Origin of the sequence: Kitasatospora sp. NPDC097605 (assembly GCF_040302725.1) — a bacterium.
Classification (GTDB): Bacteria; Actinomycetota; Actinomycetes; order Streptomycetales; family Streptomycetaceae; genus Kitasatospora.
In genome coordinates, this window is the sequence record NZ_JBEOSF010000011.1 from 1 (window position 1) to 25,217 (window position 25,217).

Annotated in this window: 20 protein-coding genes and 2 rRNA genes; 12 read left to right on the top strand and 10 right to left on the bottom strand. The window is 73.9% G+C overall.

The features are described from left to right. Both ABTX81_RS14695 and rrf read left to right on the top strand, forming a co-directional pair. Positions 1-93, top strand: a 23S ribosomal RNA gene (locus ABTX81_RS14695); the annotation flags it as partial. 79 nt (positions 94-172) lie between these two features. Beyond that, a 5S ribosomal RNA gene (gene rrf, locus ABTX81_RS14700) occupies positions 173-289 on the top strand. A 63-nt stretch (positions 290-352) separates the two neighbouring features. Here the strand turns inward: rrf and ABTX81_RS14705 are convergent. The 6 genes from ABTX81_RS14705 to ABTX81_RS14730 all read right to left on the bottom strand — a co-directional run bounded on the left by ABTX81_RS14705 (position 353) and on the right by ABTX81_RS14730 (position 7,015). Next, the gene (locus ABTX81_RS14705) at positions 353-1,399 is read right to left on the bottom strand and encodes a Rieske 2Fe-2S domain-containing protein (protein WP_350544604.1); all 1,047 of its coding nucleotides are present in this window, start codon (positions 1,397-1,399) and stop codon (positions 353-355) included. Positions 1,400-1,491: 92 nt separating this feature from the next. Then, positions 1,492-2,802 (bottom strand): DUF58 domain-containing protein, encoded by a 1,311-nt coding sequence (locus ABTX81_RS14710; RefSeq protein WP_350544606.1) that lies wholly within the window; start codon positions 2,800-2,802, stop codon positions 1,492-1,494. Between the two features lie 64 nt (positions 2,803-2,866). Beyond that, positions 2,867-3,796 carry an AAA family ATPase gene (locus ABTX81_RS14715; protein ID WP_350545028.1) on the bottom strand — a complete coding sequence of 310 codons (930 nt, stop codon included), beginning with the start codon at positions 3,794-3,796 and terminating at the stop codon, positions 2,867-2,869. A 116-nt stretch (positions 3,797-3,912) separates the two neighbouring features. Then, positions 3,913-5,157, bottom strand: a complete 1,245-nt coding sequence (locus ABTX81_RS14720) for a DUF4350 domain-containing protein (protein ID WP_350544609.1) — start codon at positions 5,155-5,157, stop codon at positions 3,913-3,915. After that, positions 5,154-5,825, bottom strand: coding sequence for a DUF4129 domain-containing protein (locus tag ABTX81_RS14725; protein WP_350544611.1), 672 nt, complete (start codon positions 5,823-5,825; stop codon positions 5,154-5,156). The genes ABTX81_RS14720 and ABTX81_RS14725 overlap by 4 nt, the downstream gene beginning before the upstream one ends. Before the next feature lie 5 nt (positions 5,826-5,830). Further along, the gene (locus tag ABTX81_RS14730; protein ID WP_350544614.1) at positions 5,831-7,015 is read right to left on the bottom strand and encodes a DUF7847 domain-containing protein; all 1,185 of its coding nucleotides are present in this window, start codon (positions 7,013-7,015) and stop codon (positions 5,831-5,833) included. Between the two features lie 286 nt (positions 7,016-7,301). Between ABTX81_RS14730 and mtrA the strand changes: the two genes are divergently transcribed. The 3 genes from mtrA to ABTX81_RS14745 are packed head-to-tail and all read left to right on the top strand — an operon-like array spanning position 7,302 to position 12,007. Continuing rightward, entirely contained in the window at positions 7,302-7,979 is a 678-nt protein-coding gene (gene mtrA / locus ABTX81_RS14735) for an MtrAB system response regulator MtrA (protein ID WP_350544616.1), read from the top strand. A gap of 1 nt (position 7,980) precedes the next feature. Next, positions 7,981-10,119: an MtrAB system histidine kinase MtrB gene (mtrB, locus tag ABTX81_RS14740; protein ID WP_502892778.1), complete on the top strand. Its 2,139-nt coding sequence runs from the start codon at positions 7,981-7,983 to the stop codon at positions 10,117-10,119. Next, the gene (locus ABTX81_RS14745) at positions 10,094-12,007 is read left to right on the top strand and encodes an LpqB family beta-propeller domain-containing protein (protein WP_350544619.1); all 1,914 of its coding nucleotides are present in this window, start codon (positions 10,094-10,096) and stop codon (positions 12,005-12,007) included. The genes mtrB and ABTX81_RS14745 overlap by 26 nt, the downstream gene beginning before the upstream one ends. On the opposite strand, the gene ABTX81_RS14750 is transcribed toward ABTX81_RS14745, so the two are convergent. Further along, positions 12,008-12,748 (bottom strand): ComF family protein, encoded by a 741-nt coding sequence (locus ABTX81_RS14750; RefSeq protein WP_350544621.1) that lies wholly within the window; start codon positions 12,746-12,748, stop codon positions 12,008-12,010. A gap of 365 nt (positions 12,749-13,113) precedes the next feature. On the opposite strand from ABTX81_RS14750, the gene hpf reads away from it, so the two are divergent. Together hpf and ABTX81_RS14760 are read left to right on the top strand one after the other, a co-directional pair. Continuing rightward, positions 13,114-13,806 (top strand): ribosome hibernation-promoting factor, HPF/YfiA family, encoded by a 693-nt coding sequence (hpf, locus tag ABTX81_RS14755; RefSeq protein ID WP_350544624.1) that lies wholly within the window; start codon positions 13,114-13,116, stop codon positions 13,804-13,806. Between the two features lie 195 nt (positions 13,807-14,001). Continuing rightward, complete coding sequence (locus ABTX81_RS14760) at positions 14,002-14,760, top strand: response regulator (protein WP_350544627.1); 759 nt, start codon at positions 14,002-14,004, stop codon at positions 14,758-14,760. A 43-nt stretch (positions 14,761-14,803) separates the two neighbouring features. Here ABTX81_RS14760 and ABTX81_RS14765 read toward each other — a convergent pair whose 3' ends face one another. Then, the gene (locus ABTX81_RS14765) at positions 14,804-16,006 is read right to left on the bottom strand and encodes a winged helix-turn-helix domain-containing protein (protein WP_350544629.1); all 1,203 of its coding nucleotides are present in this window, start codon (positions 16,004-16,006) and stop codon (positions 14,804-14,806) included. Between the two features lie 70 nt (positions 16,007-16,076). Continuing rightward, entirely contained in the window at positions 16,077-16,721 is a 645-nt protein-coding gene (locus tag ABTX81_RS14770) for a GNAT family N-acetyltransferase (protein ID WP_350544632.1), read from the bottom strand. Between the two features lie 251 nt (positions 16,722-16,972). On the opposite strand from ABTX81_RS14770, the gene secA reads away from it, so the two are divergent. Beyond that, positions 16,973-19,735: a preprotein translocase subunit SecA gene (gene secA / locus ABTX81_RS14775; RefSeq protein ID WP_350544635.1), complete on the top strand. Its 2,763-nt coding sequence runs from the start codon at positions 16,973-16,975 to the stop codon at positions 19,733-19,735. Between the two features lie 140 nt (positions 19,736-19,875). Here secA and ABTX81_RS14780 read toward each other — a convergent pair whose 3' ends face one another. Beyond that, on the bottom strand, positions 19,876-20,361 hold the full coding sequence (locus ABTX81_RS14780) for an Rv3235 family protein (RefSeq protein ID WP_350544638.1): 486 nt from the start codon (positions 20,359-20,361) through the stop codon (positions 19,876-19,878). 358 nt (positions 20,362-20,719) lie between these two features. Between ABTX81_RS14780 and ABTX81_RS14785 the strand changes: the two genes are divergently transcribed. The 4 genes from ABTX81_RS14785 to pruA all read left to right on the top strand — a co-directional run bounded on the left by ABTX81_RS14785 (position 20,720) and on the right by pruA (position 25,002). Beyond that, on the top strand, positions 20,720-21,910 hold the full coding sequence (locus ABTX81_RS14785) for a patatin-like phospholipase family protein (RefSeq protein WP_350544641.1): 1,191 nt from the start codon (positions 20,720-20,722) through the stop codon (positions 21,908-21,910). Between the two features lie 76 nt (positions 21,911-21,986). Further along, positions 21,987-22,496 (top strand): DUF6912 family protein, encoded by a 510-nt coding sequence (locus tag ABTX81_RS14790; RefSeq protein WP_350544644.1) that lies wholly within the window; start codon positions 21,987-21,989, stop codon positions 22,494-22,496. Positions 22,497-22,568: 72 nt separating this feature from the next. Further along, positions 22,569-23,225, top strand: a complete 657-nt coding sequence (locus tag ABTX81_RS14795; RefSeq protein ID WP_350544647.1) for an HAD family hydrolase — start codon at positions 22,569-22,571, stop codon at positions 23,223-23,225. 151 nt (positions 23,226-23,376) lie between these two features. Next, complete coding sequence (gene pruA, locus ABTX81_RS14800) at positions 23,377-25,002, top strand: L-glutamate gamma-semialdehyde dehydrogenase (RefSeq protein WP_350545034.1); 1,626 nt, start codon at positions 23,377-23,379, stop codon at positions 25,000-25,002. Positions 25,003-25,217: the final 215 nt, after the last annotated feature.

Consider the following 25,217-nt stretch of genomic DNA (forward strand, 5'->3'; position numbering starts at 1 on the left):
GGCTCCCAGTAGACGACTGGGTTGATAGGCCGGATATGGAAGCCCTGTGAGGGGTGGAGTTGACCGGTACTAATAGGCCGAGGGCTTGTCCTCAGTTGCTCGCGTCCACTGTGTTGTTCTGAAACAACGACCCCCGCCATTGATGGCGGTGCGGCCGACAGTTTCATAGTGTTTCGGTGGTCATAGCGTGAGGGAAACGCCCGGTTACATTCCGAACCCGGAAGCTAAGCCTCACAGCGCCGATGGTACTGCAGGGGGGACCCTGTGGGAGAGTAGGACGCCGCCGAACAATTCTTCTGAGAAGCCCCTGCCGGGGAAACCGGCAGGGGCTTTTCGCGTTTCTGCCGCGCTTTCAGGAACCGGACGGGTAGAACTGGCGGGCCCAGTGCCGGTAGATGCCGACGGAATGGTCCCCGGCGGCGAGCCGCGGCACCGGCTCGTAGCGCTTGTGGTTCCAGATCGGCACGTCCTGCTGGATGACCCTGGCGGTCATCCGCAGCGTCGACCGGGCGACGAGCCTGGTCACCGCCGCCCGGGTCGCCGGCAGGCTCGGGCCGGGTACGCGGCGCGGGTCGGTGACCTCGCAGGCCGTCGCGACCCGCAGGACGGTCCGCCAGGGGCCGGTCGGGGTGGGCAGGCCCCAGAGGTGGACCGCGAGGCCGAAGCGCGGCAGTTCGAGTTGGGTCAGGGTGAAGCCCAGCCCCGCCATCAGCGTCGACTTCTCCCAGGAGAGCCCGCCGAAGAGGGGGATCCGGCCGGCGTGGGAGCGCAGGTTCGTCCGGAGGAACGGTCCGTCGGGCAAGGGCGGCGTCAGTTGACGCACGGCCAGGCGGTGGAGCGTGCCCAGGTGCCGGTAGTCGGCGACGTTCTCCATGACCTCCTGGGGGTGGGTGTCCACCTCCACGGCCCAGTGCGCCGTGGGCCGTACCTCCGGGCCGGGGACGGCGGGCAGCTCCCAGGACGGCGGGCCGGCGTCGGGGCCGTGCCAGACGTAGAGGAAGCCGTTGCGTTCGAGGACGGGGAAGTGGTCCAGCCGGGTGCGCAGCGGTACTCCGTCCGGATCGCTGACGCAGGCGCCGTCGGTGCCGAAGGCGAAGCGGTGGAAAGGGCAGACCAGGGTGTCGCCCTCGACGGTGCTCCCGTAGCCGAGGTGGGCCCCCATGTGGGGGCAGTAGGGGCGGGTGGCGCGGACGTCGCCGGTGCGGGTGCGGTAGAGGACGACGTCCTCGTCCGCGAACCTGCGAGTCAGTACGGCGCCCCGGGAGAGCTCGCGGGAGAGGGCGAGGCAGAACCAGCCGCTGGGCGTCGGGAGCGGGGCCGCCTCCCCGGCCGGCGCGGTCCGTGGAGATCGGGCGGTTCGGCGCGCGCCGGATGGGGGCGCGCCGTCTGTGGTTGTCATGGCCGATACGGTACGTAGACGACTTTCGCCCGCCGTGCAGACGCCGGTGCGACACCGGCGACGGTCACTCCTACGCCGAGGTCCCCGGCAGGTCAGAGGCGGCCGGCGGCCTTGAGGGCGAGGTAGGTGTCGGCCAGGGCGGGGGCGACCGAGGTGGGCGGGGCGTCGATGACGGTGACGCCGGCGCGGGTGAGGCGGTCGGCGGTGAGGCGGCGGTCGGCGCGGGTCTGTTCGGCGGCCGCGGCGCCGTAGACGGCCTCCACGGTGCCGCGCCCGGCCGCGAGTTCGTCCAGGTGGGGGTCGGAGACGGAGGCGAGGACGACCTCGTGCCGCTTGGTGAGCAGGGGGATCAGGGGGAGCAGGCCGTCCTCGACCGGGGCCGTGTCGAGGCCGGTGAGCAGGACGATCAGCGAGCGGTGCGGTGCCATCTTCAGCGCGGTGGCGACCAGCGAGCGCATGTCGGTCTCGTGGAGGGCGGGCTCCAGGACGGCCATCGCGTTGGTGAAGGCCGGGAGGATCTCGTTCGGGGAGCGGCCGGCCACCGAGACCCGCTTGCGCAGGTCGTGGGCGAGCAGGTCGACCCGGTCGCCGGCCCTGGTGGCGAGGGCGGTGAGCAGCAGCGCGGCGTCGAGGGAGGAGTCCAGGCGGGGGGCGTCGCCGACCCGGCCGGCCGAGGTGCGGCCGGTGTCCAGGACGACGAGGATGTGCCGGTCGCGCTCGGGGCGCCAGGTGCGGACGGCGACGGTGTTCCGGCGGGCGCTGGCCCGCCAGTCGATGGAGCGGACGTCGTCGCCGGGCAGGTACTCCCGCAGCGAGTCGAATTCGGTGCCCTGGCCGCGGGTCAGGACGGAGGTCCGGCCGTCGAGTTCGCGCAGCCGGGCGAGCCGGGAGGGCAGGTGCTTGCGGCTGGCGAACGGGGGCAGGGCGCGGACGGTCCAGGGGACGAGGTGCGAGCCCTGACGGCCGGCCAGGCCGAGCGGGCCGAGGGAACGGAGCGTCACCTTGTGGGCGTGGTGGTCGCCGCGCCGGGTCGGGGTGAGGACGGTGGTGACGCGGCGTCGCTCGTGGCCGGGCACCCGCAGGGGGTGCCGGGAGGCGGCGGTCTCGGTGCCGGGCCGCCAGGCGGACGGGGCCCAGGCGTCGCGGATCCGGGCGCGCAGGGGTCGTCCGGCGGGGTTGGTGACGGTCAGTTCGACGGCGGCGGGCTCGCCGAGCCGCACCGTGGTGTCGCCGCTCCGGGTGATCCGCAGGCTGCGGACGGGGGCGGCGAGCACCAGGTCGACGACGACGCCCAGCAGGACCGCGCCGGTGACGGCGCCGATCCCGGACCAGGAGGGCAGCAGCAGGCCCGTGACGAGGGCGCCGAGCGCGGCGAGCAGGGCGGTTCGCCCGGTGAGGGCCATGCGGTGCGTTCCTTCGTCGGGGCCGGGGGTGGGCCGGCCGGAGGGGCGAGCGGGCGGGGCCGGCTCAGCGCGGGGCGGGTGTCTGGGCGAGCACGGCCTGGATGACGGAGTCGGCGGTGACGCCCTCCATCTCGGCCTCCGCGCGCAGGGCGACGCGGTGCCGCAGGGTGGGCAGGGCGAGCGCCTTGACGTCGTCGGGGGTGACGTAGTCGCGGCCGGCCAGCCAGGCCCAGGCGCGGGAGGCGCCGAGCAGTGCGGTGGCGCCGCGCGGGGAGACGCCGATGGAGAGCGAGGGCGACTGCCGGGTGGCCCGGCAGAGGTCGACGATGTAGGCGAGGATCTCGGGGGAGACGGTCAGCCTGGCGATCTGCTCGCGGGCGGCCGCGATGTGCTCGGGGCCGGCGACCGGGCGGACGCCGGCGGCGGTGAGGTCGCGCGGGTCGAAGCCGGCGGCGTGCCGGGCGAGGACCTGGAACTCCTGGTCGCGGTCGGGCAGCGGGAGGATCAGCTTCAGCAGGAAGCGGTCGAGCTGGGCCTCGGGCAGCGGGTAGGTGCCCTCGTACTCGACGGGGTTCTGGGTCGCGGCGACCAGGAACGGCACCGGCAGGGCGCGCGGTTCGCCGTCGACGGTGACCTGCCGCTCCTCCATGGCCTCCAGCAGGGCGGCCTGGGTCTTCGGCGGGGTGCGGTTGATCTCGTCGGCCAGCAGCAGGTTGGTGAAGACCGGGCCGGGCTGGAAGGAGAACTCGGCGGTGCGGGCGTCGTAGACCAGCGAGCCGGTGACGTCGCCGGGCATCAGGTCGGGGGTGAACTGGATGCGCTTGGTCTCCAGGCTGAGCGCGGTGGAGAGGGTGCGGATCAGCAGGGTCTTGGCCACGCCGGGGACGCCTTCGAGCAGCACGTGGCCGCCGCAGAGCAGGGCGACGACCAGGCCGGTGACGGCGGCGTCCTGGCCGACGACGGCCTTGGCGATCTCGGCGCGCAGGGCGGTCAGCGCCTCGCGCGGGTCGCCGGAGGCGGCGGTGCCGGAGCCCGGGGCGGGGACGGTGGTGCCGGGGGTGGCGGGTGCCGTGCCGGGGGTGATGCGGAGCTGGGCGGTGGCCTTCTCGGTCACGGCTTCCGTACCTGCCTTTCGAGGGCGTCGAGGTCGTCGGCGAGCCGCAGCAGCGCGGCGTCGTCGGTCGGGGGCGGGCCGTACAGGAGGGCCCGTACGTCCCCGGCGGACCGCTCGGGGAGGCGGTCGGCGACGGCCGCGCAGAGCGCGGTGGGGTCGGGCGCGCCGGCCACGGGCGGGACGCCCAGGGCCGGGGCGAGGCGGTGCGCGGTGGCGCGGCGCAGGGCGTCGGCGGCGCGGCCGCGGGCCTTGGCGCGGCGGTAGAGGCGGGCGCGGCCCTCGGTGGTCTCGGAGGCGCGGACCACCACGGGCAGGTTCTCGCTGACCACCGGGCCGAGCCGGCGGGCGCGCCAGAGCGCGGCCAGCGCGACGGCGACGGCCAGCTGGTAGCCGGCCCAGGTCCAGCCCTCGGGGATGAAGTCCTGGAAGCTCTTCTGCCCGCCCTCGGCGACCGGGGCGGTGTAGTCGGGCAGGTGCCAGGTGATGTGCGGCTGGGCGCCGAGCAGGCCGAGCCCGAGGGCGGCGTTGCCGTCCTTCTTGAGCAGTTCGTTGCTGAGGAACTCGCCGCTGCCGAGGACCACGACGTCGGCGGCGCGCCCGGTGGCGGTGGTGGGGCCGGTCACCAGCGGGTAGCCGTGGCCGCGCTGGTAGCAGCCCTCGCCGCGGCTGCCGGCGGTGTAGAGCAGGCCGCCGACATGGGCGCTGCCGGCCCGGACGGCCTCCGGCAGGGAGCAGCCGGGGTCGGTGCTGCGGACGCGGGCGTAGGGGAGGCCGCCGTTCTCGTCGGACATCCGGATGCCGGGGGCGAGCGCGCTGAGCGCGGCGGGGCCGGGGGCGATCAGGACCAGCCGGGTGTGCCGGGCGGCGGCGACGGCGGTCAGCTGCTCGGGGGTGAGCAGGTCGGGTTCGGGCAGCACGAGGGTGTCGGCGCCGGTGGGGCGGCCGGTGGGGTCGGTGGTGAGGTCGACCTTGAGGCCCTCGCGCTGGAGGAGGGCGACCACGGCGTGGCTGCCGGTGGCCTCGTAGGAGCGCGGGTCCAGCGGGGGGTACTGGCGCTCGTCGTTGGCGGCGGCCAGCACGACGGCGGCGAGCAGGACGAGCACGGCGGTGAGCAGGTACCAGCGGGCGCGCCGCCACAGGCCGCGGCCGGTGGGGGCGAGGCTGGTGTCCGCCGGGGCGGGTGCTGGCGCGGGCGTGGGCGGGTGCGGGGCCGTCGGCGGGGCGGGGGTGGCGCTGGTCATGCGGCTCCTCCGGCGGCCGGGGCGAGGACCGGGCGGGCGCGTTCGAGGGTCCGGTCGAGGTCGCGCAGCAGCTGGTAGGCGGCCTGGTCGGCGGTGCGCTCGCCGTAGGCGATGTCGTCGAAGGCGCGGGCGGCGGCGGTGAGCGCGGCGGCGTGCTCGGGCAGCGCGCGGCCGGCCTCGGCGGCGGCCTCGTCGGCGGTGCGGCCGGGGCGGGGGTCGAGCAGGGTGCGTTCCTCCAGGCCGCGGACCAGGGCGCGCATCTGCTCGCGGACGGCCTCCGCCCACTGGCCGGCGGCGGCGTGCCGTTCGGCGTCGGCCCGGTGCTCGGCGGCGCTGCGCGGGCCGGTGCCGCCGAAGACGCCGAGGTCGGTGCGGGCGGCCCGCTTGGGTGCGCCGAGGCGCCACCACAGGGCGGCGCCGATCAGCAGGGCGACCACCAGGAAGAGGATCAGGCCGGTGGTGCCGCTGGTGCCGGCGCCGGCGAGCGCGCCGAGCGCGTCGTCGATCCGCTCCATGATCCAGTCGACGACCCGTTCCTGGATGCTCGGATCGTGGCGGTGGTAGTCGGCCTTGACCAGCTCGTCGCGGGCCGCGTCACGGGCCGGGTCGCGCGGGGTCGTGACCGGGGCGCCGCCCGCGAGCACGACGATCTCCCCCCAGGTCGGCATCGGGCTCAGAGCCTTGCCGGGCCGGGGCCGGCCTGGCCGCCCCAGCCGGTGCCGCCGTGCTCGGGCAGGCCGGCGGCGCGGGCGAGTTCGATGTCGAGGGCCTCGCGGCGGATCCGCTGGTCGACGTAGAGCAGCACGCCGATGGTGGCGGTGAAGGGGAGCGTGATCGTGGAGGAGAGGACGCCGCCGATCGCGACGGCGATCAGCATGGCGGCGGGCAGGGTGGCGGTGTCGCCGGCGTCGATCTGGCTGGTGAAGTCGTCCCAGCCGAGGACCATGCCGACGACCGTGAACGGGGTGCTGATCACGCTGGCGACGACCCAGGAGATGGCGATGCTGAGCAGGTTGATGCCGAAGATCCGCCACCAGGAGCGGCGGACCAGGCGGCGGGAGCGGGAGAGGGCGGCGATGACGCCCTGCTTCTCCAGCATCAGGGCGGGAGCGGACAGGCTGAGCTGGGTCCAGACCCAGGCGTAGACGGCCAGGGCGAGGGCGCCGCCGCCGAGGAAGAGCAGGACGGCGATCGCCTCGTCGTCGGCACCGGCCAGCAGGTAGCTGATCGCCGGGGTGAGGGCCAGCAGGACGAGGCCGCCGAGGATCAGGCCGGTCAGCAGGGTGAGGCCGACGACCTGCAGCAGCCGGGGCCGGGCGTCCCGCCAGGCCTCCCGGAGCGTGACGGTCTGCCCGAGGATGGCGCGGCTGACCACCATGGTCAGCAGGGCCGAGGCGATCACGGTGAGCAGCGCCGAGATCGGCAGGCTGATCAGGGAGGTCAGGGCCGGGGTGAGCTCGCCGGTGTCGCCCTGGACGGCGAGCTGGGCGCCGAGCGCGATGCCCTGCTGGATCACCGCGACGCCGAGGGAGAGGCCGAGGGCGACCCGCCAGTGCTTGCGCACGGTGGAGACGGCGCCGTCGAGGATCTCGCCGAGGCCGAGCGGGCGCAGCGGGATGACGCCGGGCTTGGGGCTGGGCGGCGCGCCCCAGCCGTACGGGGCGCCGGGCGGCCCGAAGGGGGGCTGCCCGCCGTACGGGGGCTGCGGTGCTCCGGGGGCGGTGCCCCAGGCGGGCGCGGCGGTGTGGGGCGGTGCCGACTGGCCGGGCACGGCGGCGGGCGCTTCGGCCGGGGGCCGGGCACCGTCGCGGGGCGGCTCGGACGAGCCGGGCGAGGCCCAGCCCGGGGTGTCGGTCATCACTGCTCCTCGGAGGGCGTCAGGGTTTCGCGGACCGGGTGGATCTTCACGCGGGCGCAGCGCCCATCGTGCCATGGTGCTCGGACGCGCCCCAGCGGGATCCGGTTGCTGAACGACAACGGCCGCCCCGTGGACGGTCGGTGGGTGTTCCCGGGGCCTGCGGGGGAGGATCGGCCAGGTTCTTTCGCCCGGTATGGCCGGAATTCGCCGGGCTGCCAGTTGGCCGTTCTGGAGCAATGGGACTGCTGTGCGGCAGGTCACAATCCGGTAATGAGAAGATGGACCCATGAAGGGACGCGTCCTCGTCGTTGATGACGACTCCGCACTGGCCGAGATGCTCGGCATCGTGCTGCGTGGTGAGGGTTTTGAGCCGTTTTTCGTCGCCGACGGGGACAAGGCGCTAGCCGCGTTCCGGGAGGCCAAGCCCGACCTGGTCCTGCTCGACCTGATGCTGCCGGGCCGTGACGGGATCGACGTCTGCCGGCAGATCCGGGCGGAGTCCGGGATCCCGATCGTCATGCTGACCGCCAAGACCGACACGGTGGACGTCGTGGTGGGTCTGGAGTCGGGTGCCGACGACTACGTCACCAAGCCGTTCAAGCCCAAGGAACTGGTGGCCCGGGTCCGTGCCCGGCTGCGCCGTGCCGAGGAGCCGACTCCGGAGCAGCTGACCATCGGCGATCTGGTGATCGACGTGGCCGGCCACTCGGTGAAGCGGGACGGGCGGGGCATCCCGCTGACCCCCCTGGAGTTCGACCTGCTGGTCGCGCTGGCCCGCAAGCCCTGGCAGGTGTTCACCCGCGAGGTGCTGCTGGAGCAGGTCTGGGGCTACCGGCACGCGGCGGACACCCGGTTGGTGAACGTCCATGTGCAGCGCCTGCGTTCCAAGATCGAGAAGGACCCGGAGCGCCCCGAGATCGTGGTGACCGTCCGCGGCGTCGGCTACAAGGCCGGGCCCAGCTGACGTGAGCGAGCAGTCCGACGAGACCCCGGCGGGTGCCGCGACCGACGGGGGCGGCGGCGCCGTGCGCGGGGACGTGCTGAGTTCGACCGTGCGCAGCCGCCGCCGGCACGGGCCGGCGGCGCTGTTCGCGCTGGTGAGCCGTCAGCTGCGCCGTCCCGTGCACCGGGTGGTGGCGCTGTACCGGCGCTCGATCCAGCTGCGGGTGGTGGCGGCGACGCTGCTGCTGTCGGTCCTGGTGGTGCTGGTGCTGGGTGTCGTCGTGGTGGCGCAGGTGCGCACCGGGCTGCTGGACACCAAGCGGGCTGCGGCGCGCGACCAGGCGGTCGCGGGCTTCCAGACCGAGCTCAAGAAGATCGACGAGGCGAAGGACCTGCGGGTGCGGACCGGCGCGGCCGCCGACCCGACCGCCGAGGAGCCCGGGACCTGGCTGCTGCGGCAGGTCGGCGAGCTGGCGGCCAGCGGGCAGAACGTCTTCTCGGTGATCGCGATGCTGCCGGGCACCGGCCAGGTGGTGCAGCCGGACCGGACCAGCTTCGGCCCGCGCTACTCGGGCGACATCTCGCCGGACAGCGTCCCGGGCGCGCTGAAGGCGCGGGTCGCCCAGGAGGCCGGCCAGACCTTCAGCCAGCCCACCCGGATCCAGCGCTCGGAGAGCGGGAAGACCGAGCCCGGTCTGGTCTTCGGCCAGCAGTTCATCGGTCCGGACGGCACCAGCTACCAGCTGTACTACGTCTTCTCCTTCGGACAGGAGACCAAGACCCTCAATCTGATCACCGGCACCCTGGCGACCGCCGGCGTGTTCGTGGTGATCATGATGGGCGGCATCGCCTGGCTGGTGGTGCGCCAGGTGGTGACCCCGGTCCGGATGGCCGCCGGGATCTCCGAGCGGCTGGCCGCCGGGCACCTCGAGGAGCGGATGAAGGTCACCGGCACGGACGACATCGCCCGGCTCGGCGAATCGTTCAACCGGATGGCCAACGCGCTGCAGGCGCAGATCCGCCAGCTGGAGGAGCTGTCCCGGGTGCAGCGGCGCTTCGTCTCGGACGTCTCGCACGAGCTGCGCACCCCGCTGACCACGGTCCGGATGGCCGCCGACCTGATCTACGACAGCCGCGAGGACCTGGACCCGATGGCGGCCCGGTCCGCCGAGCTGCTCCAGGGGCAGCTGGACCGCTTCGAGTCGCTGCTCGCCGACCTGCTGGAGATCAGCCGGTTCGACGCGGGCGCGGCCGTCCTGGACGCCGAGCCGGTGGACCTGCGCGACATCGTCGGCCGGGTGGTCGAGGCCGCCGACCCGCTGGCCCAGGCCAAGGGCAGCGCGGTGGTGATCCGCGGCGACGGCGAGCCGGTGGTGGCCGAGGTCGACTCCCGGCGGATCGAGCGCATCCTGCGCAACCTGGTCGTCAACGCGCTGGAGCACGGCGAGGGCCGGGACGTGGTGGTCCGGCTGGGCTCGCAGGACGGCGCGGTCGCGGTCGGCGTGCGCGACTACGGCATCGGCCTCAAGCCGGGCGAGGCGTCCCGGGTGTTCCACCGCTTCTGGCGGGCCGACCCGTCGCGGGTGCGGACCACCGGAGGCACCGGTCTGGGCCTGTCCATCGCGGTCGAGGACGCGCACCTGCACGGCGGCTGGCTCCAGGCCTGGGGCGAGCCGGGCGGCGGCTCGCACTTCCGGCTCACCCTGCCGCGCACCCGCGGCGGGGAGATCAGCCGGGCGCCGTTCCGGCTGGAGCCGGAGGACTCGCGCAACAACCGGGGTCTCGGCACGTACGGGACGCCGTACCGGCGGGCGATCCGCCCGGCCGGTTCGACCGCGCTGGCCGCGGCGGAGGAGACGGGCGTCCCGGAGGCCCCGGAGGCCTCCGGCGGCGGGTTCGGCAGCGGGCTCGGCGGCGTGCTGAGCATCGGTCCGGGTCTCGGCCGGCGGCAGCCGGACGGCCCGCGCGCCGACCCGTCGGACGTGCGTCCGGCCGGTGCCGGGTACGGTGCGACCGGCGCGCAGGTCATGGTGGACACGGCGCCGGGCCGGCCGTCGGTGGCGCAGCGGACCGCGGAGCCGGACGGGGCCGCCGGGGCGTACGGCACGGGTGGAACGGACACGGAGGGGTCGCAGGGTGCGAAGGACCAGCGGCAGGACTGAGCCGCGGCTGGCCGGGGTGGTCGGTGCCCTGCTGGGCAGCCTGCTGGCCGGCGGCTGCGCGGCGATGCCGGATTCCGGGGGCGTCACCAAGATCGAGCTGTCCAAGAGCTCGGCGGAGAAGAACCTGCAGGTCAGGGTCTTCCCGGTGGAGCCGTCCAAGGGAGCCCGGCCGCAGGAACTGCTGGCCGGGTTCCTGGACGCGCTGACCGCCGACGACGACTACGGGACGGCCCGCAAGTACCTGACGCCCGCCGCGGCGGCGCACTGGAACGCGGAGACGGGCGTCAAGGTGCTCGGCGGCAAGCCGACCCGGCCCGACGTGAACGTGACCGACGCCGACACCGACGTCTCCATCCCGCTCATCGGGCAGCTGGTGGCCGAGGTGGACGAGCGGCACTCGTTCCGGACCGAGGCGCCGCGCGACCTCCGTCTGGACTTCTCCTTCGTGCGGGAGAAGCCCGCCGGTGAGTGGCGGATCGACAAGCTGCCCGACGGGCTGATCCTCAACGAGGTCAACTTCCGCAACAGCTACCGCCAGGTCGACCGCTTCTTCTACGCGGCGCCGGACCCGTCCGCGCCCACCGTCGGGTCGGCGACCAGCCAGGACGTGCTGATCGCCGACCCGATCTACCTGCGGCGCCGAATAGACCCGCTGGGCTCGGCCGCCAACGCGCTGGTCGCCGGGCCCTCGAAGTGGCTCGCCCCGGTGGCCCGCTCCGCCTTCCCGGACGGGACGAAGGTGGAGACGGTGGCCCTGGACGAGAACCACGTCGGACACGTGACGGTCGCCGGGGTCGATCTGGGCAGTCTCACCGCCTGCCGGCGGATGGCCACCCAGCTGCTGTACACCCTCGCCGACCAGGGGACCGGGCAGGTGGAGCGGCTGGAGCTCAGGGGGTCGCACGGCGGCGGCCCCAGCTGTCAGGCGAGCCGCGGCGACGAGCCGGCGACCGGGCCCGGCTCGCTGGCCGGGCAGATGGCCACCCGGCAGTTCTACCAGCGCGAGGACGACGGCGTGCTGTACGAGACGCGCGGCACCGAGGACGACGGCTCGCCGGTGCACGGACCGCTGGGCCGCCCGCAGGCGTCCGGCCGGCGGCTGGGCGCGATCGCGGTGGCCCGGGACGGCGAGCACGCCGCGGCGATCAGTGCGGACGGCCACCAGCTCTACACCGTGCCGTTCCAGGAGAGCGCGGGCGCGATGCCGCCGCCGGTGCTGACCACGCCGTCGCGCCCGGGGGCGAAGACGGAGGACGGACTGACCTCGCCGACCTGGGACGGACGCGGCGACCTCTACGTGGTGGACCGCGACCCGCAGAGCCCGCGGGTGCTGCTGGTGCGCGAGAAGAAGGTCGTCGAGGTGCCGGTGGAGCGCCTGGACGGCCGGTCGGTGCAGGGCATCAAGGTCTCCTCGGACGGTGCGCGGGTGGCCCTGCTGCTCAAGGACGGCAAGGACGGCAAGGACGGCAAGGGGTACTCGCTCTGGCTGGGACTGCTCGTCCACGAGGGCACCAAGGACGCCCCGAGCGCGAAGATCACCGGTCTGCGGCTGGCCAACCCGGCCTTCGAGGAGGTGGTCTCGGTCTCCTGGGCGGAGGCGGACCAGCTGCTGGTGCTGGGCAAGGAGAAGGACAAGCTGCAGCAACTGCACTACGTCAGCACGGACGGTTCGCCGAACCCCGACGCGCGGCTGCCCGGCGGCGGGGAGATGACCACGGTCGCCGCGTCGGAGTACCGGGCGAACGGCGCCGGGAACAGCGGTGCGCCGCTGGTACCGCCGGTGCTGGCACTCCAGGGGGCGCAGGGCAAGCCGTACCGGCTGGTCAACAGCCAGTGGCGGGAGCAGGGGCTGCCGTACCAGGTCTCCTCGTTCATCTACCCGGGCTGATCACCCCGGACCGTTCCCCGGGTGCCGGTCCGCGCCGGCCGCCGCGACGGTGGCGGCCGCGCCGGGCGGCAGACCGGCGGCCGACAGCGCCCGGGCGGCCTCGGCGAGGCTCGCGCCGGTGGTCACCAGGTCGTCCACCAGGACCGGCCGGAGCCCGGCGGAGCGGCGGTGGCCGAGCGGGCGCACGGTGAGCGCGCCGTGCAGGTTGCGGTGGCGCTCGGCGGCGGGCAGCCCGGCCTGGTCGGCGACCGGCCGGGTGTGGCGCAACAGCGGTACGGCGCGGGCGTCCAGGCCCTCCCGGCGCAGGGCGCGGGCGGCGGCCTCCGCCAGCCGCAGGGTCGGGTCGTGGCCCCGGGCGCGGACGGCCGCGCGGGCCGAGGGCACCGGGACGAGCAGCAGCGGGCCCTGCCCGGGGCGCGGACCGCGTGCGGAGCGCACCGCCCGGGCGAGCGCCTCCCCGAGCGGGCCGGCCAGCCGGAGCGCGCCGCGTTCCTTGTGGGCGAGCAGCAGCCGGCGGACCGGACCGTCGTACGGCGCGGCGGCGTGCGCCCAGGGCAGGGCCGCGCAGGGCCCGGGCCGGGCGGTGGTGAGGAGGTGGCGGCAGCCCGGGCAGAGTTGGCCGCGGTCGGTGCCGCAGCCCGCGCAGCGCGCCGGGACCAGCACGTCGAGCAGCCCGGCCAGGGCGTGGGCGAACGGCCCGCGGGCGGACGGCGATCGGGGCGGTGCGGAGGTCGGCGGCACGGCTGCTCCTCCCGGCTCGGAACGGAGAGTGAGCAAAGAATGTGCCGTACGGGGGGTGTTGTCCAGGTATTTACCTGTGTTTCACTCGCAGGAGGGTAGACAGGGGGCAATGGCTTGACCGCCAAGTCCCATTGGTCCGTCATACCCGAACTCTCCGCTGGGGAGGCGAAAACTCCGTGTGAGGTGTTCGATGAGCCCCAGGGGGTTTCAACCGTCCCTGATGGGGAGGAAGTGAGGTGAGGGCCAGTCGTTCCCACCGTTGCCGGTGGGACGGAGGGCCGGCGGAAGGATTGGCTGGTCCGGCTGGTCTCAGTCCGGTCCGGTAGCACCCGGACCGGCGACAGAACGAGGGATCGGAGTTCTGCGTGGACATCGTTGTCAAGGGCCGTAAGACCGAGGTGCCCAAGAGGTTCCGGGATCACGTGGCCGAGAAGCTGGAGAAGGTCCAGAAGTTCGACACCAAGGCGATCAGCCTCGATGTCGAGGTGTCCAAGGAACACAACCCGCGGCAGGCCGACCGGTCCGACCGCGTGGAGATCACTCTCCGTACCCGTGGTCCGGTGATCCGGGCCGAGGCCGCCGCCGCCGACCCCTACGCGGCGCTCGACCTGGCCTCGGCGAAGCTCGACGCCCAGCTGCGCAAGTCCGCGGACCGGCGTCGGGTCCACAAGGGCGGCAACGGCCGCACCCCGATCAGCGTCGCCGAGGCGACCGCGGCCCTGGCCGCGCTGCCCGAGACGAAGCCGACGGAGAGCGCCGCCAACGGGGCCGTCCGCAAGACCATGATGGGATCCCTGGAAGTGGAGGGCGAAGGCCCGCTGGTGGTCCGGGAGAAGACGCACCCGGCCGCCCCGATGGCGCTCGACCAGGCGCTCTACGAGATGGAGCTGGTCGGTCACGACTTCTACCTCTTCGTGGAGAAGGACAGCGGCCTGCCGAGCGTCGTCTACCGCCGGCACGGTTACCACTACGGTGTGATCCACCTGAAGGCCGACGGTTCGACCGTCGAGGGTGGTGGCGCCGGTGGTGCGATCGGCGCGGGTGACGACGAGGACTGACCGTCCGAGCAGCATGGGAGGGTGACCCCGGTGGCCGGTGCCGCCGGGGTCACCGGCGTTCCGGGGCCGGTCGGGCGGGGTGCCGGGGTGCCGGACAGGTCACCCGATGCGGGGCGATCGGCGCCGGAGGGTGACCGAGGGGTGCTCCGGCCGTGGAATGATTGGCGGACGAGACCGGCGACGGGGGAGGAGCGGATGGGGGATCACTTCGGGCTGGGGCCCGCCACGGGGCCGGTCGCGGGGGTGTCGCCCGGCCCCGGGGCGGAGCCCGAGTACGCCCCGCGCGGGCGGGAGCCGATCCGCGTCCTGGTGGTGGACGACCACGCGCTGTTCCGCCGCGGCCTGGAGATCGTGCTGGCCGAGGAGGAGGACATCACGGTCGTCGGCGAGGCCGGGGACGGCGCCGAGGCGGTGCTCAAGGCCGCCGACCTGCTGCCGGACATCATCCTCATGGACGTCAGGATGCCGCGCCGCAGCGGGATCGAGGCCTGCACCGCGATCAAGGACGTGGCGCCCAGCACCAAGATCATCATGCTGACGATAAGCGACGAGGAGGCCGACCTCTACGAGGCGATCAAGGCGGGTGCCACCGGGTACCTGCTCAAGGAGATCTCCACCGACGAGGTCGCCACCGCGATCCGCGCGGTCGCCGACGGGCAGTCCCAGATCAGCCCGTCGATGGCGTCCAAGCTGCTCACCGAGTTCAAGTCGATGATCCAGCGCCGGTCCGACGAGCGGGAGTTGGTGCCCGCGCCGCGGCTGACCGACCGCGAGCTGGAGGTGCTGAAGCTGGTGGCCACCGGGATGAACAACCGGGAGATCGCCAAGGAGCTGTTCATCAGCGAGAACACCGTGAAGAACCATGTGCGCAACATCCTGGAGAAGCTCCAGCTGCACTCCCGGATGGAGGCCGTAGTGTACGCGATGCGGGAGAAGATCCTCGAAATAGGGTGAGCGCGGGGCCCGTCGGGCCCCCGCCACGCCCGGTGCCCCGCACTCAGCCGAGCAGCTTCTCCAGCGCCGGGCGCAGCGCCTCGTCGTGCAGCGTCTCCACCCGGACGGCGTCGCAGCCCACCCAGGAGGCCGCCTCGCGCAGCGCCCCGGCCAGCGCCTCCAGGTGCCGGGGGGAGTCCAGCGAGACCTGACGGGCCACCAGCGTCCGTCCCTCGCGGGCCGGATCGACCCGGCCGACCAGCCGCCCGCCGGCCAGCAGCGGCATCGCGAAGTAGCCGTGCACCCGCTTGTGCCTGGGCGTGTAGGCCTCCAGCCGGTGCAGCATGCCGAAGATCCGCTCGGTGCGCGGGCGGTCCCAGACCAGCGAGTCGAACGGCGAGAGCAGGGTGGTGCGGTGGCGCCCGCGCGGCGCCGCGGCGAGTGCCGCCGGATCGGCCCAGGCCGCGCCCGGGGAGCCGTCCGGGCCCCAGCCGGCCACCTCGACCGGGACCAGGCCGGAGTCGGGCAGCGCCGCGTCCAACTGGTCGGCGCGCAGCCGGTGGTAGTCGAGCAGGTCGGCCCGGGTGGCCACGCCGAGGGCCGCGCCGGACTGCGCGACCAGGGTGCGCAGGCACTCCTCGTCGGTCGGCTCGGCGGCGAACAGCTCGGCGGGGATCGCCTGTTCGGCCGGCGTGTAGAGGCGCTTCCAGCCCCGGCGCTCGGTGCAGACCACGTCACCGAAGGCCAGTGCCCGTTCCACCGCGATCTTGGTGTCGGACCAGTCCCACCAGTCGGCGGTCTTCTTGGCGCCGCCCAGCTCGGTGGAGGTCAGCGGGCCCTCGGCGCGCAGCTTGTCGAGCACGGTGCGGTACGTCGCCGCGTCGACCTGCTTGCCCCAGACGTGGGCCTTGGCGCGGTAGGCCCGGCGGCGGAAGGCGAACAGCGGCCACTCCTCGACCGGCAGTACGCAGGCCGCGTGCGACCAGTACTCGAAGCTCGCGCCGGAGCCCCAGTACGCCGTCTCGACCGCCGGGCGGCCGACCGCGCCGAGCCGGGCGTACGGGACCAGTTCGTGGGAGCGGGCCAGCACCGAGATGGTGTCGAGCTGGACGGCGCCGAGCCGGCGCAGCACCCCGCGCACCCCGCCGCGGCGGTCCGGGGCGCCGAGCAGGCCCTGGGCGCGCAGGGCGATCCGGCGGGCGTCGTCGGCGCCGAGGACGGTCACGGGGGCGGGGGTGGCGGCCGGGCGCGAGGTCGGGGCGGTCATGCCGGCGAGCCTAGACGGGGGCACCGACAACGGGCCCCGGGAGGCCGGGGCCCGTCGGGGGCGCGGGCGTTCAGCCGGGGAGGCCCTCGGAGGAGCCGTCGGCGAGGTCGTCGGGGAGGTCGTCGCCGAGGTCGTCGGTGAGGTCGTCGGCGAGCAGGGAGGCGATCCAGGTGTCGAGGAACCGCCCGCGCTGCTCGGAGTAGGAGCGCAGGGTGCCCTCGAAGCGGAAGCCGATCCGCTCGGCCACCGCGCGGGAGCCCTCGTTGCCCACGTAGGCGAGCCACTCCAGCCGGCGCAGGCCGAGGTCGCGCAGGCCGTAGCGGGCCACCGCGGCGGCGGCCTCCACGGTGTAGCCGCGGCCGCGGAACTCCTTGGCCGCCCACCAGCCGACCTCGGCGGTGCCCGGCCGGCCGGGGCAGGCCGTGAGCCCCTGGCTGCCGACCAGTGCGCCGGACTCCCGCTCGAACACGCACCAGACCAGGTTGTCGCCGGTCCGCCAGCCGTTGGCGGCGAGGTCGTGGACGAAGTACTCGGCGTCCTGGCGGCCGTACGGGACCGGGACGATGGTCCAGCGCTGGATCTCCTCGTCCTGGCAGGCGGCGAGGATCGCGTCGACGTCCTCCTCGCGCGGGGCGCGCAGGACCAGGCGGTCGGTGGTGAGGACGACGGGCTCCGCCGAGGTCGGCCCGTTCTGCTGCTTCGGCTGCTCTTCCATGGACGGATTATTCCGTGCAGAGAGAATTCGGAGCATCCGATTAACGGACCGGCGTGTTCAACTGTCCGGACGGCCGCCCGGTTTGCCCCGGTGCGAGGGACTATCGTCGGAAGTGCTCGCGCGGGTGACACGGGAATACCGTGCTGACGCACCTCCCGGGGCATTGGGCTCCTCGCATACGATGGCCCGTGCGGTGGGGTGGATCCGCCGTGCAGTCGTCCAGTGCCAATCCAGGCAAGGAGCCCGCTCACGTGTCCGTCTTCGACAAGATCCTGCGCGCCGGCGAAGGCAAGATCCTTCGCAAGCTGCAGCGGATTGCTGCCCAGGTCAACTCCATCGAAGAGGACTTCGTCAACCTCACCGACGCCGAGCTGCGCGCGCTGACCGACGAGTACAAGCAGCGTCTCGCCGACGGCGAGACCCTGGACGACATCCTCCCCGAGGCGTTCGCCACGGTCCGCGAGGCCGCCAAGCGCGTGCTCGGCCAGCGGCACTACGACGTCCAGATCATGGGCGGCGCCGCGCTGCACCTCGGCTACGTCGCCGAGATGCGCACCGGTGAGGGCAAGACCCTGGTCGGCACGCTGCCCACCTACCTCAACGCGCTCACCGGCAAGGGCGTGCACCTCATCACGGTCAACGACTACCTCGCCGAGCGCGACTCGGAGTGGATGGGCCGGGTGCACCGCTTCCTCGGCCTTGAGGTCGGCGTGATCCTCGGCAACATGACGCCCGCCGAGCGCAAGCGCCAGTACGGCATGGACATCACGTACGGCACCAACAACGAGTTCGGCTTCGACTACCTGCGCGACAACATGGCCTGGTCGAAGGACGAACTCGTCCAGCGCGGCCACAACTTCGCGGTCGTCGACGAGGTCGACTCGATCCTCATCGACGAGGCCCGCACCCCGCTGATCATCTCCGGCCCGGCGGACCAGGCGACCAAGTGGTACGCCGACTTCGCCAAGCTGGTGCTGCGTCTGAAGATCGACCGCGACTACGAGGTCGACGAGAAGAAGCGCACCGTCGGCATCCTGGAGGAGGGCGTCACCCGGGTCGAGGACTACCTCGGCATCGACAACCTCTACGAGTCGGTGAACACCCCGCTGGTCGGCTTCCTGAACAACGCCATCAAGGCGAAGGAGCTCTACAAGGCGGACAAGGACTACGTCGTCATGAACGGCGAAGTCATGATCGTCGACGAGCACACCGGCCGCATCCTGGCCGGCCGCCGCTACAACGAGGGCATGCACCAGGCGATCGAGGCCAAGGAAGGGGTGGAGGTCCAGAACGAGAACCAGACCCTGGCCACCATCACCCTCCAGAACTTCTTCCGCCTGTACGACAAGCTGGCCGGCATGACCGGTACCGGCACCACCGAGGCGGCCGAGTTCCACCAGATCTACAAGCTCGGCGTGGTGCCGATCCCGACCAACAAGACGCCGCTGCGCATCGACCAGCCCGACCTGATCTACAAGTCGGAGCCGGCCAAGTTCGCCGCCGTGGTCGAGGACATCGCCGAGAAGCACGAGAAGGGCCAGCCGGTGCTGGTCGGCACCGTGTCGGTCGAGAAGTCCGAGTACCTGTCGCAGGAGCTGCGCAAGCGCGGCATCCCGCACGAGGTGCTGAACGCCAAGCACCACGAGCGCGAGGCGCAGATCGTCGCCCAGGCCGGCCGCAAGGGCGCCGTCACCGTCGCCACCAACATGGCCGGCCGCGGCACCGACATCATGCTCGGCGGCAACGCCGACCACCTCGCGGCCGCCGAGCTGGCCCAGCGCGGGCTCTCCGCGGTGGACACCCCGGAGGAGTACGAGGCCGCGTTCCCGGCCGCCCTGGAGAAGGCCAAGGCCGCGGTCAAGGCGGAGCAGGACGAGGTCAAGGAGGCCGGCGGCCTCTACGTCCTCGGTACCGAGCGCCACGAGTCCCGCCGGATCGACAACCAGCTGCGCGGCCGTTCCGGCCGTCAGGGTGACCCGGGCGAGTCCCGCTTCTACCTGTCGCTGGGCGACGACCTGATGCGCCTGTTCAAGGCCGGCATGGTCGAGCGCGTGCTCTCGATGGCCAACGTGCCCGAGGACGTGCCGATCGAGTCGAAGATGGTCACCCGGGCCATCGCCTCCGCGCAGACCCAGGTCGAGCAGCAGAACTTCGAGATCCGCAAGAACGTCCTCAAGTACGACGAGGTGCTGAACCGCCAGCGCGAGGTCATCTACGGCGAGCGCCGCCGGGTGCTCGAGGGCGAGGACCTGCAGGAGCAGGTCGGCCACTTCATGGACGACACCGTCGAGGCGTACGTCCGGGCCGCCACCGGCGAGGGCTTCGAGGACGACTGGGACCTCGAGAAGCTCTGGACCGCGCTCAAGCAGCTCTACCCGCTCACCCTGGACCTGGAGGAGCTGGAGGAGGAGGCCGGCGGCACCGCGGGCCTCACCCCGGAGTTCCTCACCAAGGTCGTCCAGGAGGACATCCAGGCGCAGTACGGCGCCCGCGAGGACCAGCTCGGCAGCGAGATCATGCGTGAGCTGGAGCGCCGCGTCGTCCTGTCGGTGCTGGACCGCCGCTGGCGCGAGCACCTCTACGAGATGGACTACCTCCAGGAGGGCATCGGCCTGCGGGCCATGGCGCAGCGCGACCCGCTGGTCGAGTACCAGCGCGAGGGCTTCGACATGTTCACCGCGATGATGGAGGGCATCAAGGAGGAGTCCGTCGGCTACCTGTTCAACCTGGAGGTCCAGGTCGAGCAGCAGGTCGAGGAGGTCCCGGTCGAGGACGCCGAGGTGGTGCTCGACAAGCTGGAGAAGGACGCCGCCCGTCCGGAGATCAAGGCCAAGGGCCTGGAGGCCCCCAAGCCGCAGCGGCTGCACTACACGGCCCCCTCGGACGAGGTCGGCGGCGGTGTGGTCGAGGGCGACTTCGAGGACCTCGGGGCCGAGGACGAGGGCGACGGTCTGACCCGCGCCGAGCGCCGCAAGGCCGCCAAGTCGGCCAAGGGCCGCCGCCGCAAGGGCTGAGCCGGGGCCGGCGGCCGGTCCGCACGCCGGACCGGCCCGCCGCCGGGCAGGGCGCCGCTCCCGTACGGGGGCGGCGCCCCGCGCCGTTTCCGGGGCCGCTTTCGGGGCCGTGGCCGGCGGTGCGGGGGCGCGGGAGGCGGTCACCGGGCCTCCACGGCGGTGCACTGCCACTGGCCGGACGGGCCGCGCGGCTCCAGCCGGAACGCCACCATGTGGTGCCGGGCGCCGAGGTCGACCCGGACACAGGCCTCGACCGCGCCCGGTGAGGGCGAGCGGTCGTGCACCGGGCCGAGCCTCGGCCGCTCGCCGCCGTACCCCCGGCGCAGGGTCCCGGCCCGGACCAGGGCGGAGAGCTGGCCGTAGCAGTCCAGCGTGGTGTGGCGCAGCAGCTGGCCGGACGGCCGGGCGCCGGTGAGCACCTCCACCAGCCGGTGGGCGAACCGGGTGCTCAGCCCGCTGAGCGGTTCGCGGCCCGGACCGCCGGTGCAGGCGGCCCGGGGGTGGCGGGGCCGGCGCGGGGGCGCCGGGTGGTGCTCCCGGGCGGTGCCGCGCGGGCGGTAGGGGCGTGCGGAGAGCACGGCGGGCGGGGTGAGCGGCGGTGCGGCGCGGTTCGGGCACGCGGTCATGGGCCTTCCTCGGGGTGGTCCGGCTTGCCTCAGCTGGTGGTGCGGGTACGGACAGGTCCTTGCTAGCGGCCGTCCGCGCGGGGCGGCAACGGGATTCCGGCCGACTCCGGAACGGCCCCGAAGTTCACCTATCCGGGTGAGCCGGCCCATGCGGCGCCCGGCCCCCGGGCACCCCCGTGGGACCCGGGTTGACGCGCCGGGAAGGACGGGACGGCCCGAAAGGGGACGGTCCGTTCGCCAGGACGGACGTTGCGCCCCCGAGCGGTCCGCGCGCAGGATCGAAGGCCGGGCCGTGCGCCCCGCGGGGCGTCCGTCCGGCACCGCACCACCACCGCCCCGACGACGACAGGCGGCCGGTATGACGACATGGGTATCCGGGACACGTCCGGCACCGCCGGCGACCGGGGGAGCTCCCCGGCGCGGCCTGGTGCTGGGCGGCGGGGGCATGCTCGGCGCCGCCTGGACGGTCGGCGCGCTGCTGGCCGTCGAGGAGGCGACCGGGCGGCCGCCGGGCGACGCGGAGGTGCTGCTCGGCACCTCGGCGGGCGCCATCCTGGGCGCGCTGCTCGCGGGTGGGGCGGGCACCGGCCAGCTGCGCGACCACCAGCGGGGCCTGCCGATCACCTCCGGGCCGCTGGCCGGGATCGACTTCGACTACGACACGGCGGTCGGCGGCGCGCTGCCGCCGCGGCCCCGGGCGGGCATCGGCTCGCCGGGCCTGCTGCGGGACGCCGTCCGGCATCCGCGTACGTACCCGTGGCTCACCATGGTCTCGGCGATGGCGCCGCACGGCCGGGGCTCGCTGGCGTCGGTCGGCGCGCTGGTGGGCGGCCTGTTCGGGGACGGGGCGGCCGGGGCGGGCGGTCCGGTGGGCGAGGCCGGCCCCGGCGGTGCGGGCGGTCCGGTGGGCTGGCCGGCGGGCTCGGTGCTGCGGGTGGTCGCGGTGGACTACCGCAGCGGCCGCCGGGTGGTCTTCGGCGACCCCGGCGCACCCCCCGCCGGGCTCGACGAGGCGGTGATGGCCTCCTGCGCGATCCCCGGCTGGTTCGCGCCCGTCCCGGTCGGCGGCACCGAGTACGTGGACGGCGGCTGCTGGTCGGCCACCAACGCCGATCTGCTGCTGGGCCGGGGCCTCGACGAGGTCTTCGTGCTCGCCCCGATGGCGCTGCGGCCCGATCCGCCGGGGCGCCCGGAACCCGACGGCGGCGCGTCCGCCGCCACGCGCGCCCGGCGCGTGCGAGACCGCTTGCGCGCCCCGCGCGAGCGGGACCGTCCGAGCGGGGTGCTCGCCCAGCTGGTGGCCCGCTACCGCCGGACGGTGACCCGCCAGCTGCTGCGCGAGGCCCGGCTGCTGCGGGCCGACGGCGTGCGCGTCCACCTGCTCGCGCCGACCCCCGCCGACCTGGCCGTGATGGGCCCCAACATGATGGACCCGGCCCGCCGCGGACCCGTCCTGGAGAGCGCCCTGGACACCTGCCGCCGCTCCCTGGAGAGCGAGCGGACGGCGGCCCGGGAGGGCGGGGCGGCAGGTCCGGCGGTGCGCGGGTGATCACGGCCCGCCGTCCGGCGCTTATTCTTGGGGGCGCTGGAAGCTGTGCCGCTGGACGAACCGGAGAGTGCCACCGATGCGCGTGTACGTGCCCACCACCCTGACCGGCCTGGCGGCGGCGCACTCGGGCGGCGCGCTGGAGCAGTCCGCGGCGTACGCCGTGACGCCCGCGCTGCGCGAGTGGTACGTGAGCGACGACCTGGAGGAGCTGGAGTACGCGGCGCTGAACCGGGCCGCCCAGTCCTCGCTGCGCCTGCTGGCCGCCGAACCCGAGGCCCCGCGCCGCCGCGTCGTCGTGGCGCTCGACATCGCCGAGTCGGGGGTGAAGCCGTTCCCCGGCGACGAGTACCAGGACCAGGCCTCGCTGGGCCGGGTGGTGCTGGCCGGTCCGGTGAAGCTCGCCAAGGCGGCCGCGGTGCACGCGGACGTCGCCGACGCGGACGTGGTGGCCGATGTGACGGCGGCCGTCGAGGCGGTCACGGCCGCGGACGCGGGCGACCAGGACGCCCAGTTCACCGTGGACGGCGCCGAGGACCACGACCTGCTCTGGTTCGCCACCCAGGAGATCGCCGCCCTGCTCGCCTGAGCGGCGGTGCGCCGGGGGCCCGGGTGAGCCCCGTCCTACCGGTCCGGCGGCACCCGGCGCTACCGTTCATGCGTGCGCACTCATATCGTCTGGGACTGGAACGGGACGCTCTTCCACGACATGGAAGCGGTGCTCGGGGCGAGCAACGCCGCCTTCGCGACCATCGGCGTGGGCCCGATGACGCTGCAGGAGTACCGCGAGCAGTACGAGATCCCGATCCCCCGGTTCTACCAGCGGCTGCTCGGCCGGCTGCCCTCCGACGCCGAGTGGCTGCGCCTGGACGACGCGTTCCACGACCGCTACCGCGAGCTGAGCGCCGCCTGCGGCCTCACCGACGGCGCCCGCGAGCTGCTGGACGGCTGGCGGGCGGCCGGGTGCAGCCAGTCGCTGCTGTCCATGTACGAGCACGACCGGCTGCTGCCGGTGGTCGAGGGCTTCGGCTTGACCGGCCAGTTCCTGCGGGTGGACGGGCGCAGCGGCCCGGCCGGCGGGCAGAAGGCCGAGCACCTGGTCCGGCACCTGGCCGCGCTCGGTGAGTGGGTGGACCCGGCCCGCACGGTGCTGATCGGCGACGCGGCGGACGACGCGCTGGCCGCGCTGAGCGCGGGTGCGCACGCGGTGCTGTACACCGGCGGCTCGCACACCCGGGAGAAGCTGGAGCCGGTCGGCGTGCCGGTGGTGGACTCGCTGGCGGAGGCGGTGGAGCTGGCCGGCCGGCTCGCCGGGTAGCGGCGCGGCCCGGGAGCGTGGCGCGGACCACGTCCACCGTTGGCGTGTCCGGGCGGGCGAAGCGGCCCGCCGCTGGTCAGGCTGGACGGGTGCAGGGTCCGTCGTCGGAACGGGCCGGCCGCCGTGACGAGGAGCGGAGCCCGCCATGCCCATCGACGCAGTCACCCAGGTCCCGGTCCCGGGCAACGAGCCGGTGCTCGGCTACGCGCCCGGCAGCCCGGAGCGGGAGCGTCTGGTGCGCCGGCTGGACGAGCTGGCGGCCGAGCAGGTCCCGCTGCCGATGACCATCGGCGGCGAGCAGCGGTTCGGCGGCGGCGAGCGGATCGACGTCGTCCAGCCGCACCACCACGCGGCCAAGCTGGGCGTGCTCGGCAACGCCACCCGGGAGGACGCCCGGGCCGCGGTGGACGCCGCGCTGGCGGCCGGGCGCGAGTGGCGCGCGCTCTCCTTCGACGACCGGGCGGCGGTCTTCCTGCGCGCCGCCGACCTGCTGGCCGGGCCGTGGCGGGAGACGCTGAACGCGGCCACCATGCTGGGGCAGTCCAAGACGGCGCAGCAGGCGGAGATCGACTCGGCCTGCGAGCTGATCGACTTCTGGCGCTGGAACGTGCAGTTCGCCCGGGAGATCCTGGCCGACCAGCCGGTCTCCTCGCCGGGGGTGTGGAACCGCACCGACCACCGCCCGCTGGAGGGCTTCGTCTACGCGATCACCCCGTTCAACTTCACCGCGATCGCCGGCAACCTGCCGACCGCGCCCGCGCTGATGGGCAACACGGTGGTGTGGAAGCCGGCGCCGACCCAGACGCTGGCCGCGCACTACCTGATGCGGCTGCTGGAGGCGGCCGGTCTGCCGCCGGGGGTGGTCAACCTGGTCACCGGCGACGGGCAGCAGCTGTCCGCGGTGGCGCTCGCCGATCCCGCCCTGGCCGGGCTGCACTTCACCGGCTCCACCGCGACCTTCCGCTCGCTCTGGCAGACGATCGGCGCCAACATCGGCGGCTACCGGGCGTACCCGAGGATCGTCGGCGAGACCGGCGGCAAGGACTTCCTGCTGGCGCACCGCTCGGCCGACCCGGAGATCCTCAAGGCGGCCCTGATCCGCGGCGCCTTCGAGTACCAGGGCCAGAAGTGCTCGGCGCTCTCCCGCGCCTACCTGCCGCGCAGCCTCTGGCAGCGGATCAAGGACGACTTCCTCGCCGAGGTGGACGCGCTGACGGTCGGCGACGTCACCGACCTGTCGAACTTCATGGGCGCGCTGATCGACCGGCGCGCGTTCGAGAAGAACCGGGACGCCATCGAGCGGGCCAAGGCCGACTCGACGGTGGAGCTGGCGGCCGGCGGCCAGTACGACGACGCGATCGGCTGGTTCGTCCGCCCGACCGTGCTGGTCTCCTCGGACTTCCGCAACGAGATGTTCCGCACCGAGTACTTCGGCCCGATCCTGTCCGTCCACGTCTACGAGGACTCCCGCTGGGACGACGTGCTGGGCCGGGTCGACGCGGGCGCGCCGTACGGGCTGACCGGCTCGGTGGTCGCCCAGGACCGCTACGCCATCGCGCAGGCGGTGGAGGCGCTGCGGTTCGCCGCCGGCAACTTCTACATCAACGACAAGCCGACCGGCGCGGTGGTCGGCCAGCAGCCCTTCGGCGGCGGCCGGGCGTCCGGCACCAACGACAAGGCGGGCGCCGCGCAGAACCTGCTGCGCTGGACCTCGGCCCGGTCGATCAAGGAGACCTTCGTGCCGCCGACCTCGCACCTCCACCCGCACATGGGCTGAGGCCGGGCCCGTACGCGCGCCGGGCGGGCACGCTCCGCACACGGACCCCGCCAAGGCACTCCGCACGGACTTTCGGCTTTCGGCGCAAACCGTCAGGCTGATTGGACAAGCTGTCCAGGACGGCTCGATCTTCCTGCAGGTTTGCGCCTGGTTGTCCCCTGACACCTTTGATTGATCCCGTTAGGCTGGCTGGCGTCGTCGGGTGGCTCCGCAGA